17 protein-coding genes are annotated in these 18,625 nt (G+C 33.0%); 6 read left to right on the top strand and 11 right to left on the bottom strand.

What is annotated here, in order from left to right:
• Nucleotides 1-112: 112 nt before the first annotated feature.
• A complete protein-coding gene (locus OPR58_RS07950; protein ID WP_265022405.1) occupies nt 113-1,003 on the bottom strand; it encodes a hypothetical protein in 891 nt (296 codons plus the stop codon).
• A 75-nt stretch (nt 1,004-1,078) separates the two neighbouring features.
• Nucleotides 1,079-1,306: a hypothetical protein gene (locus OPR58_RS07945; protein WP_264375294.1), complete on the bottom strand. Its 228-nt coding sequence runs from the start codon at nt 1,304-1,306 to the stop codon at nt 1,079-1,081.
• A 386-nt stretch (nt 1,307-1,692) separates the two neighbouring features.
• On the opposite strand from OPR58_RS07945, the gene OPR58_RS07940 reads away from it, so the two are divergent.
• The gene (locus tag OPR58_RS07940; protein ID WP_029237595.1) at nt 1,693-3,030 is read left to right on the top strand and encodes an alanine:cation symporter family protein; all 1,338 of its coding nucleotides are present in this window, start codon (nt 1,693-1,695) and stop codon (nt 3,028-3,030) included.
• A 380-nt stretch (nt 3,031-3,410) separates the two neighbouring features.
• On the top strand, nt 3,411-5,678 hold the full coding sequence (locus OPR58_RS07935; RefSeq protein ID WP_265022404.1) for a hypothetical protein: 2,268 nt from the start codon (nt 3,411-3,413) through the stop codon (nt 5,676-5,678).
• Here the strand turns inward: OPR58_RS07935 and OPR58_RS07930 are convergent.
• The 5 genes from OPR58_RS07930 to OPR58_RS07910 all read right to left on the bottom strand — a co-directional run bounded on the left by OPR58_RS07930 (nt 5,665) and on the right by OPR58_RS07910 (nt 10,120).
• Nucleotides 5,665-6,255: a Maf family nucleotide pyrophosphatase gene (locus tag OPR58_RS07930; protein ID WP_010401248.1), complete on the bottom strand. Its 591-nt coding sequence runs from the start codon at nt 6,253-6,255 to the stop codon at nt 5,665-5,667. The genes OPR58_RS07935 and OPR58_RS07930 overlap by 14 nt on opposite strands.
• A complete protein-coding gene (gene infA, locus OPR58_RS07925) occupies nt 6,233-6,496 on the bottom strand; it encodes a translation initiation factor IF-1 (protein ID WP_265022403.1) in 264 nt (87 codons plus the stop codon). The genes OPR58_RS07930 and infA overlap by 23 nt, the downstream gene beginning before the upstream one ends.
• A 71-nt stretch (nt 6,497-6,567) precedes the next feature.
• The gene (locus OPR58_RS07920; protein WP_246038591.1) at nt 6,568-6,924 is read right to left on the bottom strand and encodes a hypothetical protein; all 357 of its coding nucleotides are present in this window, start codon (nt 6,922-6,924) and stop codon (nt 6,568-6,570) included.
• A complete protein-coding gene (locus OPR58_RS07915; RefSeq protein ID WP_265022402.1) occupies nt 6,921-8,684 on the bottom strand; it encodes a hypothetical protein in 1,764 nt (587 codons plus the stop codon). The genes OPR58_RS07920 and OPR58_RS07915 overlap by 4 nt, the downstream gene beginning before the upstream one ends.
• 158 nt (nt 8,685-8,842) lie before the next feature.
• Nucleotides 8,843-10,120 carry an adenylosuccinate synthase gene (locus OPR58_RS07910; RefSeq protein ID WP_010401253.1) on the bottom strand — a complete coding sequence of 426 codons (1,278 nt, stop codon included), beginning with the start codon at nt 10,118-10,120 and terminating at the stop codon, nt 8,843-8,845.
• A 179-nt stretch (nt 10,121-10,299) separates the two neighbouring features.
• Here OPR58_RS07910 and OPR58_RS07905 point away from each other — a divergent pair, with 179 nt between their 5' ends.
• Nucleotides 10,300-11,823, top strand: coding sequence for a hypothetical protein (locus tag OPR58_RS07905; protein WP_265022401.1), 1,524 nt, complete (start codon nt 10,300-10,302; stop codon nt 11,821-11,823).
• A 370-nt stretch (nt 11,824-12,193) separates the two neighbouring features.
• Here OPR58_RS07905 and argB read toward each other — a convergent pair whose 3' ends face one another.
• Both argB and yihA read right to left on the bottom strand, forming a co-directional pair.
• Nucleotides 12,194-13,132 (bottom strand): acetylglutamate kinase, encoded by a 939-nt coding sequence (argB, locus tag OPR58_RS07900; protein WP_010401255.1) that lies wholly within the window; start codon nt 13,130-13,132, stop codon nt 12,194-12,196.
• Nucleotides 13,107-13,703, bottom strand: a complete 597-nt coding sequence (gene yihA, locus OPR58_RS07895) for a ribosome biogenesis GTP-binding protein YihA/YsxC (RefSeq protein WP_406846510.1) — start codon at nt 13,701-13,703, stop codon at nt 13,107-13,109. Before yihA ends, argB begins: the two co-directional genes overlap by 26 nt.
• A 110-nt stretch (nt 13,704-13,813) precedes the next feature.
• Here yihA and prfA point away from each other — a divergent pair, with 110 nt between their 5' ends.
• Both prfA and OPR58_RS07885 read left to right on the top strand, forming a co-directional pair.
• Complete coding sequence (gene prfA / locus OPR58_RS07890; protein ID WP_010401258.1) at nt 13,814-14,905, top strand: peptide chain release factor 1; 1,092 nt, start codon at nt 13,814-13,816, stop codon at nt 14,903-14,905.
• Between the two features lie 118 nt (nt 14,906-15,023).
• Complete coding sequence (locus tag OPR58_RS07885; RefSeq protein WP_010401259.1) at nt 15,024-15,467, top strand: leucine-rich repeat domain-containing protein; 444 nt, start codon at nt 15,024-15,026, stop codon at nt 15,465-15,467.
• Between the two features lie 362 nt (nt 15,468-15,829).
• Here OPR58_RS07885 and OPR58_RS07880 read toward each other — a convergent pair whose 3' ends face one another.
• Nucleotides 15,830-16,759 (bottom strand): AEC family transporter, encoded by a 930-nt coding sequence (locus OPR58_RS07880; RefSeq protein ID WP_064125222.1) that lies wholly within the window; start codon nt 16,757-16,759, stop codon nt 15,830-15,832.
• Between the two features lie 253 nt (nt 16,760-17,012).
• Complete coding sequence (locus tag OPR58_RS07875) at nt 17,013-17,570, bottom strand: acetyltransferase (protein ID WP_265022399.1); 558 nt, start codon at nt 17,568-17,570, stop codon at nt 17,013-17,015.
• Between the two features lie 16 nt (nt 17,571-17,586).
• Here OPR58_RS07875 and OPR58_RS07870 point away from each other — a divergent pair, with 16 nt between their 5' ends.
• Entirely contained in the window at nt 17,587-18,552 is a 966-nt protein-coding gene (locus tag OPR58_RS07870) for an MFS transporter (protein WP_320109909.1), read from the top strand.
• Nucleotides 18,553-18,625 lie beyond the last annotated feature (73 nt).

Genomic DNA, 18,625 nt, shown 5'->3' with positions numbered 1-18,625 from the left:
AGCTTAAAAATGTTATTCCTGTCCCTGAATTTTCCAATAAAGATCTTTCCAAAAATTTCGATCATGAAGCCTTTTGGTCCCCAAAAGGCTTCATTTCAATCAATAACGAAAATTATAACTTTGAAAGAACTGCTTGCTTATTAACTCCTGTAGTAATTTGTATGCTTTCCACACTTGTTGGAGGATAAAATCCTTTTATTACTTCAGAGCCTTCTCGCTTTAAATATGATAATGCTTCATATAAAGTCTTCGCTTCATATTGTCTTCCTACTTTTACTTCTTTATGTGCAGCTAATTGATCCCAAGTAACACCATTGCTTTCAATAAACTCTACAGAACCATTATCGCTAATGCTAATTTTCATTTTACACTCTTTCCCCTCAACATACCAATTTAAATTCATATAATATGAGCCATTAGCTACTTCATAAATTCTTACTCCATTCTCATCAACTCTGCAGCGTATTCCCCTTGTTTCACACTTGCTTTTACTAGGCAGTAATAATGTAATTCCATCTACACCATATTTTCTGCATAGATCACTATTTAAAACATCAACCACATTTATTGATTTTGTAGAATCGCCAAGCATAATTCTGAGTGCAGGCTTAATCTTACCTTTCTTTCTACTTTCTTTAATTCCTATATATTCTAAAGTATTGTCTTTTATACTTTCCTTTACATCTTGTGCAATTTTGTTAGCAATTTTGCCTACAATATTTTTGCTATCGTACTTATTAGCATATTTGTATTCATATCTGCCATTAACTTCATATCTATACTTTTCCTGTCCTTCTTCACTAGGAACCACAGTAGAAAAGTGTTTAAACCACACTTCATCATAATCAATACTAACTTCTTCGTTCTTATCTTCAGAATCTATAGATATTTTGCTACCTGGGCTTACATTTTTAAAGAACTTATCCTTTGCGCGTAAATAAAAATTTTCATTTGTATTTTGATTCAGGTCAGTTTTAATTAGACCTTTAGGATTATCTAACATATACCTCCACACATTAAATTATATAGAGGTATATTAGTGTTGACCTTCTAAGTCAACACTAAACAATAACAAAAACTATAGTTGTTTCTTTTCACCTGCTAAAGATTGTGCTTGTGCTCCATCTACACTTGTTGAAGGTTGCTTCAATATGTGATTTAGATATTCTCGTACTTCATCAGTGTATTTAATGCTCTTGTAGCTTAAACTTCTTATCAACACCTTGCCTAAATGAAAAATATTTCCTCTTTCTTGGAGAAATTTGTTATATTCATTGCAGTTACTGACTTTCATTTGCTGTGGCATATTTTTCTTCAATGGTTAAATGGCTATTCTATAATGAATTTTGTCAGTAACTGCCAGTTCTTTTCTCTTGAGTGATGCAATAAAGCCATCCCAGTGTCAAGCACTGGAATGACACCCATTTCTTTCTAGTGTCCCCTTTCTTGTCATTCAAGTATCCTTTTCTTATCATCCGAGTAGCTAAAACTAGGATCCATTGTTCATTTTCTGGATTCCAGTCTGGAATGACATTGTTTTAACATTGTACCATATTACAATGTTCATACAGTTGTGATTGGTATGACAAGATAAGAGGTGCTAGAATAATGGAACCGAAGTCATACATAGAAAATAGGTTAGGTATTTTTCAACTTTTGCTATATGATCAAGTAAAAATCTCTCTTTTACAGATGGATACAGTAAAGTTTGTTTTATTACTGCCAACAATACTACTCATACTAGTTGCTGGTGTTTACCTATCGGTTAAACTAAAATGGTTGCAGATATTTAGACTACCGTATGCCCTTTCACTTATTGGAGCTAAAAGAGGAGAAAATAAATTTTCTTCTATAGCTGCTCTGTTTACAATCTTAGGGGGAAATTTAGGAGTAGGAAATATTTCAGGAACTGCTGTTGCTCTAAAAACCGGAGGACCGGGATCCATTTTATGGATGGCAATAATTATTGTTGTTACTTCTGTGATAAAATATGTTACTTGTTACCTAAGTATAAAAACCAGAAAAGAAAAAAATGGACGGTTTATAGGTGGACCTGTAGCCTACATGAATGACTCATTTAACTCTAGCAAAGCTACAATTGTGTTTCTAATTGTTATGGTAATAGTTTCAATAACAGTTGGTAATCTTGTTCAGGTAAATTCTCTATCAATACCACTCAGCATGGTAGATGTACCTGTAGTTATTGGCGGCATTGTAATGGCCATAATATTTTTTGTTGTTGCAGCTCTCAGCTTAAAAAAAATTAAAATTTTTATATCGGCTATGATACCGATAATGACGGTGAGTTACCTTACACTTTGCGGTATAATATTATTTAAGTTTAGTGAAAATATCCTTCCTTCTCTAAAATTAATAACAAGCAGTTTTTTTACAACTAGTAGCTTTAACTCTGGTTTATCTTTAGGTTTAATTTTAGAAATGTTGACTATTATTCAAGTTGGAACTTTGCGAGGTATTTTTGCAACAGATATAGGACTTGGCCTCGAAGGAATTGTACACTCCTCGATTACTCCTAAAAAAAATAACAATAAATTTATCATTGAACAGAGTCTAATCACAATAATATCTCCTTTTATAGTTGCACTCATAGTATTCATTACAACAATGGTACTGCTTGTCACAGATTCTTGGATTACTGATTTAGAGAGCACTAACATGTGCATATTTGCTTTTAGAAAAGCTATGAATTGGCCCTATATTGACTATTTTATTATGACCATAATGTTTTGCTTTGCATTTACTACTATTTTTACTTGGTTTTTTTGTTCAAAACAAACAATACGCTATGTATCTATGGATAATAAATACACCAAAATCTGGACTGTAGTTTTTACCTTAATCATTCCATTTGGTGCAATTGGTGGAGTTAAGTTACTCTGGGATATAGCTGATATCTCGATTGCTGCTTTGCTTTTTATTAACATACTTGCTATACTCAAGCTCACTTCTCAAGATCCAGAAGTATTTACTATGAGTAGCAAATACTTGAAGTTGCAAAAACAGAGCTAAAGCAATATTTTAAGTTGTCATCCCAGTCTGGAATCCAGCCTTTCATGAACTTCATCAAAAATGTTATGTTTTAACATAATAATTTTATGCTCACTAACTGAGTGCGACTGGATCCCAGTGTCAGCTACTAGAATGACATACTTTTTGGTGAAAATTACTCTTATATTATAACGTTTGTAGTTATGAATTTGACTATAGGATCAAGTCTAGAAAAATCTAGATTCCAGACTGGAATGACAACTTAAATTGCTTGATGTGAACATAAAATAGCTCATGTCATCACGTTAGCAATACAACTTCTTTAATAAAAACTAAATCAATTCCCGTAATAATTGTACTAGCTAAGGTTAAAAGGCAGAGGGTTATTAGTGAGGGAAAATATGAATACTCAAAGCACACAACAATATCATGAATTCATTCGAGGATTTTTTACTTTATTCGATGAAATAAAAAAGGAAGACGACCCAATTTATAATTCCAGAGTTGGTTTTAATGCAGTAAAGTTTCTAATAAAGCACCCCATCTGGAATTTGGAGATAGATGAAGACAAAAATAAAGCTTATGAAGTTATTCTTCCAGAGCAGAACAAGATAAAGAAAGCCGAACAAAAGCTTGAAAGTGAAGTTAAAGCAAGGTTAAAAGAGTATGTTGATGATATCGCAGGAGTTTCAATATATGGCGATCACGCAAGTATTACACTGGGAGATGACAAAAAAGAGTTTAAAATCAGCGAGTTTTTAAATAGTGACTTTTGTCAGAAGAAAGGAATTTCGGGATTTTCAACGCTGCATAGTGATGGAAAGAGCGGAATGCACGGTTTTGTTGCCGAAGAAGGAGAGAAAAGAATAAGGCATTATGTTGTAACCGATGGTTCATATGAAATGACTTTGAATTGGCATGACAAAAATGGAAAAAAATGTACTATCAAAATCAAGATTGATAAAGATGGTGTAGATCTAACTGAACGTAATGGTGTTACTGAGGAACAATTAAAAGCAAACACAGATGTAAAAATAGGTGGCTTATTCCTATATCAAATACAATTCAAGGAGAAAGGACAAGAACAAGAGAAACAACAATCATCTGAAACTTTCATAGAAAGTGATATTAGTAAAGGTATTGGCGTTCAAGCTACTCAAGATCAAGAAGTTGAGTTTAAGCATGTAACGACTAGCACTACAAATTCTAATAACGCATCTGCTAAAAAGATTCCACCGTCACTTCCACCTAGAGCTAGTTCATTACCTAATAATCAAAAAAAAGATGAGTATCAGCCAATACGGATTAATAGTAGAAATAACTACAATTCTCCATATTCTGATGCTTCTTCAAGCAGTACTATTTTCACCAAGTCTGTAATCTACAATCAAGATAATACACAAGAGGATGAACGGTATGACAATCCTACATTTGCTACATTTGGACATGCTGTACCTGGAAGCCGAAAATCAGATGAAAGTGAGCAAATATCTAATAATCGGCAAAAAGGTGCAATTTTTGATCCTACAACTACTGAAAGCGCTGCACCAGTACAAGACGTTGCATTCAAAAAAGTTAAAGATGCATTTAAGTATGAAAACGCTAAAGAATCACGCAATACTGGAAATAAGCAACCACTAAATGATGTAGCTTCGATTCTTGCATGGAAAGCAAAAAATGAGTTATTACGTAGTGAAAGTGAGTATGATGAAGAATTTTCTGACTTCGAAGATGGTTGGAGCGATAACGAAGATGAGTATATAACGCTTTCAAATCCTCAATCAGATTATAAACAAGAAAAAGATTATCTTAGCACTAAGGAAAACGAAGAAAGAGGAAACGATAAACAAAAAGAAACCGAAGATAAATTACAAGAAAATGAATCTCTAGAATACAGCTCAACAGACATAAAAACAAACGATTCGGGCTATTCATCTCCAACTCACTCTAATCATGAAAAATCTCGAGTAAATTCTGGACAGTTAAAAGCGAGCCTAATGAATGTTGAACAAAGAGATGATACCCTACTTGCGGAATTTACCAGTAAGTTGGATAAAGAAACTCAGAAATTCCTGCTAAAACCAGTAAATCAAAAGAAAATGAGTGGGCAAACAAAAGAACATTTATTAGCAGCTGGATTGCTAAAAGACAATGCAGCGGAGAAAGAAATAAACGACTCAGGTTACTCATCTCCAACTTACACTAGCCACTATAATTTTCAGGTCAATTCTGAGCAATTAGAGAAGAGATTAGAAACCATTGAACCAAAAGATACATTGGAAAAATTGAATAAAGGATTGAGAGAACCTTCACACCAGGCTACTAAAGATTTATTCTCAGAAAGTATGTTGAAAGAAATAAAAGAAGGTAAAAAATATGACCCTGTACGTAAGTTATTAGAAAGAAAAGTGGCAGAACAAGAAGCAGAACAAGAAAATGATAATACTAATCTGACTATAGACAAAAATAGCGAACTATATAAATTGCTAGAAAAAGATGCAGCACAACTGAAAGCTGGAATAGTAGAAGAGGAAAGAAAAGATACTTTAACAGAACGCAATGATAGTCCTGATCGCAATAGAATTGCATTAGCAAATAGAAATAGAATCTGGGCTAAACTTATTGCTGAAGAAAAACAAAAAAAGGACAATGGTATTAGTATAGGTTAAAGTAATTACTTAGCAAGCAATGGGTTTCATGTAATGGTAACCCTATTACAGAAGAGTATGAGCCACGTAAAAATAATACAAACATTCCTGCAAGACCTTGTATGTTGCACCCCCCTGCCCTGTTTTTCCACTCTTCTGATGCTAAATAATATTTAATTTCTTGTTCGCTGAGACGCTTAAATTTCACTATTGTAACTACAGTCCTAATATGCTGTTTAGATTGATCAGGAGTTAATAAACACACACTGGTGTATACTCTATGCCTTCTTCCTGATAACAAGCGAACGCATTTTTCTGCTTGCTCAACGTTTTCAGCTTTGAGCAGTATCCTTCTACCACAAGCAACAACTGTATCAACACCAAGCACAAAGTAATTTGGATTTGAACTTTGTGTTTTCTCAGCTTTACTTTTTGCCATACGGATTGAGTAATCTCTTGGAAGTTCCTTTTTTAAAGGAACTTCATCTATGTCTGCTGGCAAAATTAAACCTGGCTCAATATTTATTTGTTTTAGTAAAGCTATACGCCTTTTCGATGATGAAGCAAGAATAAGATTATTTAGAGATCGTTCTGTCACTTGTACCTTTAAGCCTTCTAATTATCCTACCCTTTTTTGCATTCCTATCATAAACACTCATCTCAACCAACACCCTATCGCCTATAATTATGCGTATTTTACTTCTTCTCACTTTCCCTGATACATGACAGATAATATCATGTTCATTGTCCAGCTTCACTCTAAATTCTGCTGCAGGTAGTAAAGCAGTTACTGCCCCTTCCACTTCAAAAATTGTTTTTGATTTGTCTTCTTTTATCATTGTCGTATTATAATTTAATAATCTTTTTCAGTCTACTATAGATTTTAAATTATTATCAATACAGGAGATTTTTATACTCTACTTGAGTATTGCTCTTGCAACTTAACTCCAATCATCTCCTTAACAATGCAAGAGGAAAGTGAGCTACCTACGCTTCTACTCTCTACTACCTTCTCAATAGAAGTTATGTTAGAAGATAAATCATTATCACAATTTTCCTCATCGCTATCAAGTCCACTATCAAAACTTGAAGATCTGGATAACTCTGTCTTCTTTTGTGAGGCACTATCAGGCTCACTAAAAACGTTTCCTGCTAGAGTATAAAATTGATGATTGAAGCTTCTTTGTTCAATAGAACTCATGTTAGAAGATAAACCATTATCACTACCATATCCGCCATCAGAGCTTGAAGATCTGAGTAACGTCATCTTTTCTTCCAGTGGAACACAAGACTCATTATTAGTCTCATTAAAAATATTTCTTGTTGGAGTATAAAATTGATTATTGAGGCTTCATGAATTTTTTCTCCCAGTCCATCAGCTATTTCTACAACTTTATCATCCCATTCATTCTCACACTCTAGCTTGCTTCTTAACTCTTCAACTTCCCATGCTAGTTTGCATATCCCTTGTTCATAAGATTCCAGTTGTGCTTTATGCTCATCTTTCAACTCTTGCACTTGAAGTTTTAAATTGCTTATATACTGCTCCTTTTCCTTCATTATGTGTGCTGCTTCTTTTAATTTGTCTTCTAACTCCTTCTTTTCTGTATTAACACCTTTTAGCTTACCCTCTAGCTTTCCTTTTGCTTCACATACATTTTTAAGTTCTTGTGCTTTCTCTTGTAACTCTGCTAACACACTTGCTAACTTTTCATCTTTTTGTGCCAGTTCAGTTTGCAATTCCGTGTTTTTTCGCTCTTCTTTTCCAAAACTGTTTTGTAAATCAGTTATTTGTTGTGAAGCAATTTCTGGTTGAGTTTCAGTGTGCTGTAAATTGGCTTCCAATGCATTGCTATTAATAGAAGGAGAAGAAGGAAGGCTATTATCAGCATCAACTTTATGATCTAACTTCCCCTCTGGTTCCTTACCTTGATAAGCCACCATAGATTCATTGTAAAGATTAATAGGAGTAGCCCTATTCTCTTCTAGTGATTCCATTACAGCATCATATAAGGAGAGACCTTGAATATATAATTCATCGTTTTGCTTTATTAATTCTAGAATCTCCTTCGATGAAACAAAATCTTCACCATTAAATTTTAGTATTTCAGTTATGCCATCGCTACTCACATTCATAATCATGGTACACATTCCTGATCCATCTTTTGCAGCCCAAGTGCTTGTCATTTCATAATATGCACCTTCTTTAAATTCATAATATCTTTTCTTATCTTTTTTATGAGCGTGTATTTCATGTTTTTTATTGCAATAGATATTCAGTTCTTTAATATCTTTCTCTTGCTGTAAAACGTCACTAATCTTTGTTGGCTCACTATTGTCGTAATGAGTAAGGTTAATATTCAAAACTTTATTATTATTGTCAATTTCTTCACAGTAAACTTGAAAGTCCTCTTTCCATTTTCCAAAATACCTACTTGCAACTTCTTTTCCTTCCTTTACTAACTCTATGTATTTACCTATATTTTTCTCAAAGTCCTCATTAACAGGCTTTTCTCTTTCTTTTACTGCTTCATCCACATACATTCGCTTAAAATCATTATCACCTATTAGATTACTAAAACGCCAATTACCATAAGCTTTTTGTATATCAGTAAAGTCCATCTTTTCTCTCAAAAGCGCTAATAAGCTTATCTTATCTCTCAAATTTTCTAACTCACAATCGAGAAAATCATCGAAACTGCATAACTTTTTATACAGTTCCCTATCTTCTATAATTGAGTGAAGAAATTTCATTATAGTAAGGTTCTTAATGGAAGGCTCATTTTTTTCTGCATCATTAATATAGCTTTTGAGAAATTGAAATATACCAAGCCCATCACTATCTTGGACAAACTTCTCTCTATCATTAAAACAATTGTTGCCCTGTGATGAACATAATCTATTATGCAATTTTTGCAAGTCATGTATTGACTTAACTACATATTCTGCAACTGACAATTCTCTCAGCTGATCACTTGTTTTTTCCGCTTTTACTGCTTTGTCTCCCTTAGTCAAACCTGCAATCATAATACGCCTCCTTTAACTATGTTTATATTATAACAATCAACATGTATTTAAGAAAAATCACACTGCTCACTGTACGTTTACGCTGCTACTTTGCATAATAGATTGCTTGAAGTCACACAAGTATCGTTTTTTATTAGATAAAAGTTAACAAGACGTTTTCATAGATTTTTAAGCTTAATAACATCCTCTCTATTGGGACTAGTTGAAATTAGATGAATTGGTACACCTATTAATTCTTCTATTTTTCTCACATATTTCATCAAATTTGCAGGTAATTCCTTAACTGACCTTTTGCCTTGAGTTTTCTCTTTCCAACCAGGAAATTCTTCATATATTGGCTCTAATTCTTTTTGTATTGAATGTGATGCGGGTAAATAATCATACATTTTTCCGCCATACTTATAACCAGTGCCTATTTTAATAGTATCAAAAGAATCAAGAATATCTAATTTGGTTAATACAATGCTTGAAACTCCAGAGAGTTGTACGGCCTGGCGCACTAAAACTGCGTCAAACCATCCGCAGCGCCTTCTTCTATTGCTTACTGTTCCAAGTTCCTTACCTATAGAAAATAAGCTGTCTCCAATCTCGTTATTTTGTTCAGTAGGAAATGGACCATTACCCACTCTTGTTGTATACGCTTTTGCTACACCAATAATGTGAGCATTGTAGGATAATCCTGAGCCTGTTATCGCTTGCGATGCTACGGTATTACTTGAAGTAACAAAAGGGTAAGTTCCGTGGTCGATATCTAAAAATGCGCCTTGAGCGCCTTCAAATATTATTTTCTTACCTTCTTTCATAAAATCATTTAGTATCTTCCACACAGGTTTTTTATATAAAAGAATTTTTTCTGAAATCTCTTGAATTTCCTTTAATATTTCTTCTTTTTTAACTACCTGGTAGTTAAGTCCTTTTCTGATAGCATTATGGTAACTCAGGAGAGCATCCACTCTTTGATTGAGCTCATCTGTGTTTTCTAAGTCACAAAGGCGTATAGCTCTCCTGCCAACTTTATCTTCATAACATGGCCCTATCCCTTTGTTTGTTGTACCAATTTTGTGATTTCCGTTTAAATCTTCAAATAGCTTTTCCTTGTCCTTATGTACGCTAAGTATTAATGGACAGCTCTCGGATACCATCAAGTTGTTATAGTTTACGTCCACTCCTTTAACTTTCAATGACTCTATTTCTGAGACTAGAGCATGTGAATCAAGAGCAACACCGTTTCCTATAATAGATATTTTGTCCGCTCTCAAAACAGCAGAGGGCAGTAAATTTAATTTATAAACCTCATCATCTATTACTATAGTGTGCCCTGCATTATTTCCTCCCTGAAATCTCACAACTACATCTGCATTCTCAGAAAGATAATCTACTATTTTACCCTTGCCTTCGTCACCCCATTGCAGACCAACAATTACAATATTATTCATCACTATTTTCTAGATTAATACGTAAATATTAATGCAGCATGCTACAAATGAAAAGAGAAATCTACGCCTTTCCTATATCCCTAAAATAAAGAAATAGACTATCGACTTTTTTATATATTATAAAATTATTCATCATTATATGGTACAACTTACAGCATATTTATAGTAAGGTGTTAATTATGAAAGAGGCAAAGAAGAGTCCGGTAGTTAGATTAAAGGCCACAGCTAAAGAATTCAATTTTAGTAAATTAAGAGCAGATCAAGATAATAAATTAGCGAATTCCGGTGAAACAATGTTCTTAGATTTTCAAAGAATGAATTTTATTATTAATGAAAAAGAAATAGATAAAAATTTTATTATTGCATTTAAGGAAGGAGCTAAAGATTATAAAAATGAGATTTTTAACCGTGATAATTTTGATAACCTCTCTGAAGAAGGTAAAGCTTTTATGGAACCAGTACTTAAGGAGCTTGATCAAGATAGACTATCTGAAGTTTGGGAAAATCATTGTAATAGCCCTACAGTTGCTGATGAAAAAAAAATTGATGAATATAGAAAGGAATTTGAGAGATTTTATAACGCAGGGAGAAGCTCTTATCATCTATTCTCCAAAAAAGATTACCGTGCATTAGCAAAGGAAATTTTCAAGGAAATGTTCAGGTACGCTGGGGCAGAAGTTCCAAGTAATGCTATTTTAGAAGAGCTAGTCACCAATTGTAATCAAGCAGGGTATGAAGCTGGTATATTTAATGAATCTCATGCAGCACTCAGTAGTTGTAGCTTGATTCCACATAGTCCTAAAAAAGCGCTAAACATTTACTGCACTGATCACAACCACATAAAAGTGAAGTCTGATATGGCAATGCCTATAACCACGCTTAACAATCCGAAAGAGAAAATATGTGACCTATCCAGCTCATTAGAATTCACACTTGAATCTCAAGATAGCAAAAATGGTATAATATATAAAGAAGGTAAGTTATCACTTACTATTCCTGAAGAGCTAAAAAACTATAAAGATAATGGCAAGAGCTTGTTTGACATTATTAAAGAATATTTTCAGAAATTCTGTGCAGAACTAGGATTTAAATATGAGACAAAAATACAAATAGAGCATGACTTAGGTACTCAAACCAAAGTAAATAACTATTTAGATGGTACGATATCAACCATAGGATCAGATGCAAATGAAGAATTTATTAATCTTTTAAGCAAAAACCTCAGAGAGAAGTTATTGGAATCAGGAGTTGCTCTAGGAGGTGAAGATGTTGATGATATTATTGAAGTCAGAGTATCTGCAGTTATGGATCTACTGCGTGATTATACTAAATTGGAAGATAATAAAGAAAACAGAGAGTTATTAATAAGTGAAGTAGCAGATAATTTAGGGCTTTCCACTCAAGATAAAACAGCATCAGAAGTATTGATGGAATTAAACTCTTTACCTTCTTCGATAAAAGGTCAGGTTAATCATAATCAAGTGCAGTTTGTTGTAAATATTTTTACCAATTTAATTGTTGAAGGAAAAAGCGAAGTATACAAAGAAAAAAATGCAATTAATGCAATTCATCAGAAGATAGATAAGGCAATTGTTGAGCAAGAAAAAAGAGCAACCAACAAACAAGATATAGAGAATGATAAATGGACAGATAAAATAAAAAAACAGAGATTATCTATGGAATCACATGGGCATTTGCATTAAAGATACTGTGTACAGAGGCGTAGTATGCTCAATTTTCGCCTTTCATTTAAAGCACTCAAATTGATCAAACACACTCAATCCAAAGCGTTTGTAGATTCGATATCTTGAGTAACTTGACGCAGAGAGAATTGTATACCTTAGTCAACTTTTCTAGCGGTATCCATAAGGTAAATCATTATTTGAGTGTTACACCCAAGCCCTCTTTATTTTCCTCTGTTATCAAGCTAAAAATACCATTTGGTTTCATTATGTATACGAAACTATTATGCTTGCAAGAAAAAAACCCTAAAAAACTGGAAAAGAGAATAGGAATTTGACATAAGCTATTCCCAAATTTTCAATGTTCATATGGTTATAAGCAGTACAGCTATTAATCATCCATTATTGATATACCTGAATTATTCTCAGTAAATAAATCAAGTATAATGTTAGGTACTCTACCATCAACTATGTGAACAACCCCTGCACATTCTTCTACCATTTTAGTATATGACATAAGCCTTTCAACAAATTTTTCTCCTTTAATTTTTCCACAATCAATCGATTCTTTTAAATTTTTAATCAAGACTCTTCTATTGCCAACTTTGTTTATTTCTTCATCTGTATCACTCAAGATTATCATTTTAGATGCGTAAACTGCAAGTGCAATTGCACTTGCAGTGCTATCAGTATCAATATGATATGTTTCTCCATTTTTTCCATAACCGATAGGTGCAATAACTGGTATAGAATCTGATTCTTCAATAAAGAATAATATATCAGGATTGATTTCAGTTGGTCTACCGATAAATCCCATGTCTAGTATTTTTTCAATATTATTTAATCTATTTTCCCTAAGCGTAGTGCTTATCTTTTCAGCTTTTATGAGGTTGCCATCTTTTCCACATAGTCCAATAGCTGAACCACCAGCAGAATTTATATGCTGAACAATTTTTTTATTAATTGAACCACACAGTGCCATTTCAATGATTTTCATAGTGCTTTTGTCTGTAAGTCTGACACCATTTATAAACTTATCATTCATACCTAGCATTTTTAACACTAAGTTAATTTCATATTCTCCGTCATGAACTACCACCGGATTTATACCAAGCTGTTTCAACAGAACAACATTATGCGCAAAAGCACTAAGCAGCGTTTCATCTGAGATTATTACACTGCTGCATTTGATGATAAAAGTTTCGCCTACAAATTTAGGTATGTTAGACAGAACTTCAAATAATATTTCTGTTTTTTCCTTCAATGGCATCTTACCATTTAAAGATTCATCACTTTTCATTTTTTTATCTTGTAAATTTGAAAAACTCATCTCTTACCTTGGTGATTTTATGCTTAACACGAATGCTTATTTGATGAATTGATACATGTTCATTATTAACCCACTTTTGAGTATTTTCTAGAATAGCATCTAGACTTTCCTGATTCACTTTATCTATTTTTGTTAGCACAATATTAAAGTTAATATTATTACATATTAACCAATAAACAAAGTCTTTGTCTATTTCTTTTAATCCTACCTTGCTATCTATAAGCACACACACTCTTTTTAGATTTCTCCTGTGAATTAGATAGTACTCAATTAGGTTTAAGTATTGTACTGCTTCTTCCTTGCTTGCACAAGAATAGCCATAACCCGGTAGGTCGACAATCCTAAACTTATCATTGTACATAGAGTAAAAATTTATTTGTCTAGTGCATCCAGGTTTAGAAGAAACTCTTGCAGCTTTTTTGCTGTTTATCAGCAAGTTGATTAAACTTGATTTTCCTACGTTTGATCTACCAGCAAATGCAATCTCTGGAGCCGACTCATCTGGTAATGATTTTTTGTCTGAAGCTCCAAATATGAAGCTGCAGATTGATGTTATCTGTTTTGCCATTATACTTAGGTAGAAATATTCGAGACAATTATAGTGTTATTGCTTGATATAAGAAATTTTTTATTTCAGTATATATTACTTACTTAAACAGCTAAAAACTAGACCTGTACTATATGGATATAGAGAATAATTTACAAGACTTAAAAAAAAAGTTTTCTGATGTAGAGAGAAATCTGGAAAACCCTACCAATTTGAGTCAAAAAGAATTCGTTAGTTTTTCAAAGGAATACTCTGAACTCAGACCAATTATCGAGATAATCGATGAATATAATATATTAAAAGAAGAAATTTCAGATTTAGAAGAAATCATGAAAGATGAGAACAGCGATGGTGATATAAAAGAGTTAGCAAAAGAAGAACTTCTTGAGAAGCAAAAGATACTATTACCGAAAGTAAAAGCAAAACTAAAGTTGGCATTATTACCCAAAGATGAAGATGACTCAAGAAATGCAATATTAGAAATTAGAGCAGGCACAGGCGGAGAAGAAGCAGCATTATTTGCAGCGATGTTATTTCGTATGTATCAAAAATATGCAGAAAGAAGAAATTGGAAGTTTGAGCCAATAAGTATTTCTAATACAGGTATAGGTGGCTATAAGGAAGCTTCTGCACTCATTAATGGAACAGAAGTTTTTGCAAGACTGAAATTTGAGTCAGGGGTGCACAGAGTACAAAGAGTGCCAGAAACTGAATCCTCAGGAAGATTGCACACTTCCGCAGCTACTGTTGCAATATTACCTGAAGTAGAAGAGGTTGACTTTGAAATAGAAGAAAAAGATTTACGCATAGATGTTTATAGATCCAGTGGTCCTGGAGGGCAATCAGTGAATACAACTGACAGCGCAGTAAGGGTCACCCACTTGCCAACAGGGATAGTTGTAATACAGCAAGATGAAAAATCGCAGCACAAAAATAAGGCTAAAGCGCTCAAAGTGTTGAGAGCAAGGCTATACGAAATTGAAAGACAAAAAAAAGAAATGGAAAGGTCAACAATGAGGAAAAGCCAAATTGGTTCTGGAGATCGCTCTGAACGTATAAGAACTTATAACTTTCCACAATCAAGAATAACAGATCATAGAATTAATCTCACTTCACATCGACTAGAACAGATTATAAAAGAAGGTGAACTAGATGAATTTATTGAGGCATTGATTTCACGAAATGAAGCAGAAAGGTTGACTGGAGGGGGTAATGTTACTTTTTGATGGAAATTTGAAACAAAGCATAGGTATCAGGTTAAAAAGAAGTAAAGTTAGTTGTTCATAAGGTTGACAATTATTTAAATTTATGCTATAATTAGCAGCTCTATAACTTACAGAAACCATGGAAGTTGACTTTAATCAATATGTTAATAGTAACACCTTAGAGTTAAATAATCTATATGTATATATGGAAAAGCTAGTAAACTTTTTACAGAAAAAGCAAAATATTACAAGCTTGACTTTATCTAATTGTTATATTGATGCTCAGTGCGGAGAAGTTTTAAATGAAGCATTAGAGAATATTAATCTTCCAAATATTACTGAGTGTAAATTAACTTCTAGCATTATTGGCGCAGAAGGCTCAATAGCAATCACTAAATTGTTAAAGAATGGTAACTTTCCAAATCTTATTAAACTTGATTTAATTTCTAATGATATTGATGTTGAAAGTGGAATAATATTAATGAGTGCGCTAAGGGGTGGTAGTTTTTCAAATATTAAAGAATTTAATTTACTTTATGACAACGTCTGCAACGAAGGCATAGCAGCATTACGTGAATCATAGAACAACAATATGCTTCCAAATCTTATTAAGTTTAGTTTTCCCTTTAGTATTACTAATGATAACAAAGATATGGAAATGTCAAGCGAATACCTATTCGGTTAATAGCATCATATAGAAAAAGGCAAGTTACATTTATTTGTTGCTGCTCATAGAACATCCAAATTCAACTATAGACCTGCTAAAAGGTGTAGGAAATCTTACTGCTATTGACATTATTGCGAAAATTCCATCAATTGATAACTTCCTATTCTGTGTAAAAAAATAAGAAAGGAGAGGAAAAAAGGATTAGTTTCTTTTATGATTATCCAAGAAGTCTAGTCTAAATTCAAGTTTTGTGAATAGGCTAGCGCTTAAATTTTTGATCAAAAAGGGACAAGTTTAGTAAAAAATAATGATATTATAAGTGGAACATAAAATAGTCCCACTGCAGTACTAATTAGGAGCAATAAAGTAGCTTTATCTGGTTGGTAATTTAAAATATTAGCAAGTATTATACTGGATCCAGAAATCGGAATAATAGCCAGTAACATCAGTGCTTTATAGATGCTTTCATCGTATATACCTGTAACATGCTTGTCTAGCAAGACAATTCCCAAAACAAATGACGGCCAGAATATGTACTTTGCTACAATAGTGGTCAAGGCAAGCTTCCAATCTACTTTAAAATTTGTAATTTGTGCAATACTTACTCCAAGCAGCACCATTCCTAATGTGATAAATGTACTTCTGATATTTATCATAACATCTGTCAAAAAAGTGGGTATTTGTATATCATATATACTTAAAAAGAAACCTAGAATCATTGCATATAATGAGGGAAGTTTGAGTAACTTTAATACGCATTCTTTTGCAGTATAGATACCATTTGCAGCTATATAAAATCCCAAGCTATTTTCAAATAGTGCCATTCCTATGTAACAGACAACATACACAGACACTGAATCTTCATCAAATAAAGCCATGGCAATCGGTAGACCAAAATAACCCATACTTGTGCTGCCCGAGCTAAACGCTAATATGTTTCTCGTGTTGTCCTTAAATAAAAAAGAAGAAAGATAATACACTGATAAGGACATAGTACTACCTATAAACCATATCAAAATCGGCAGAGAAATTACTTTTAAATTAACTTCTGTATGAGATACTCCGTATAAAATCACTATTGGATTAGCTATATAAAAGAGTATTTGAGATATAGTATTTCTATCAATTTTAAGATATCTTCCTGCTAAGTAACCAATAAGTATTGTAATGTAAATAGGTAATATTTTGAGGAAAAGAGTAAAGAACATACTAGCCTATTGTGATATCTTTGCTGATAAAGTGATATTAGATTTTAAGGTATTGTAAAAGTAAGTAAAATTTATTTTCCAATTAATCAAGTTCATAGTTAGTTAAAAAAGATTCACTGAGTGCCAAAATTTGTTCTTATATAGGACTTAATAATGATATTTTTATGATTAAATTATGTTAAGTTTGTATAAAGCTCCTTGTATATTTTTATAAACCACTTGTAGTAATTTAGGTAGATTGTTGAAAAAACACTCATCTTGAATGGTTCTCAGGAATTCTTGCCTTAATCATTAAAATCGCACTATTACTTTCCATAATTTTTTTAAAGCCAACTTTTTCGTAAACACGGATTGCACAAACATTTGCTATACCTGGGTCGACAAAGGCATTCTCATAAACTTTAAAGACAAATTTGTTTAAAAATATATTCAAAGCTTGTGAACCAACTCCTTTACCTACATAATTCAGCTCTCCGATATACCAGTCTATAGCAGCACAACTTTCTGGAAGCTCTGAAGTATCGTAGCCTTGTTCAGGTGGAAAATCTTGCCTATTATAGTATTGAATATAACCAATATCAACTCCATCACAATTAATAATGAATGCGTGCATTGGTTTTTCAATAATTTGTGTCTCAAACTTCAAACGTTTGAACCCCTTAATGTAGGTACTATATTTTTTCTCAATTAACTCTGGTGTCCAATTTATATCTGCATCCCACCATAGCTTTACGTGAGGTGTTTCTAACCATTTTAATAACAGTAAAAAATGTTCTTCTTTCAACGCTTTAAATGTGATATTTTTATTCATTAATGAAAAATCTCAAATGTTACTACCATTTCTGTTAATCCTGTCTCTAATTGCCAAGTTCATTGAGATTGACATTTCCGTACCTAGTTTTCCTGATATGGTGCGCTATTTTAACGTATCAGAAGGAACAATTCAATTAACTATTGCTTATAATTTCCTAGGCTTTTGCATAGGAGGGTTATTTTTTGGTCCATTGTCTGAATGTTATGGCAGAAGAAGGATTATGATCATAGGTAACACTTTGCTACTCATCGGTGCTGTTGGTTGTGTTTTTGCACCGTCGGTTTTTTCCCTTTTAATTTCTCGTTTTATTCAAGGTATTGGTGCAAGCACATCTGTAGTTGTGTTTGCAATCGTTGCAGACAGTTATCAGGGTGACAAAGCAATAAAATTTATTGGAATCATGAATTCTGTTCTAACAGTTGTCATGGCAATTGCGCCAGTGTTAGGCAGTTTCATCAATGAAATTGTAGGGTGGCGTGGTAATTATGCAACTGTTGCAATACTTTGTTTAATCTCTTGGGTTTTGCTGCTTTTTCTGTTACCAGAAACAAAAAAGGACCGCGATATTTTCAGTTTGAAAAAAATGATGAAAGATTACAGAAAACTACTATCTAGTCCGAGATTTGTTACGTTGTCTTTGGTACCGAGTCTCTTTTCTGCCGCTTATATGTCATTCATCACTTGTGGACCTTTTCTGTATATGAAGACTTTTGGTTTATCTAGCACTATTTATGCACTACATCAAGGTGCAATAGTTGGGTCCTTCTCACTTATTAGCCTGTTTTCCAGTAAGATCTTAAAGAAACTTGGAGCAATATGGTGTGTAATTTCTGGTACAAGCGTGGGTGCTATTGGGTCTCTATTGCTTGTAATACTCAGTTTAATCATGCCCCATTCTTCCTACTTAGTAACACTATCTATGATTATTTTTTCTATCGGTTGTGCAATATGCCAGCCAGTGATTTTTACGCATCAATAAACGTTTTTCCTGAAATTAAAGGTACGGCTTCTTCTGCACTCTCGTTCATTAGAGCTTTTGTTATGGCTATTTT

This window comes from Wolbachia endosymbiont (group B) of Ischnura elegans (assembly GCF_947251585.1).
In the GTDB taxonomy this organism is placed as follows: Bacteria; Pseudomonadota; Alphaproteobacteria; order Rickettsiales; family Anaplasmataceae; genus Wolbachia.
This window is presented reverse-complemented; position numbering and strand designations above follow the sequence as displayed.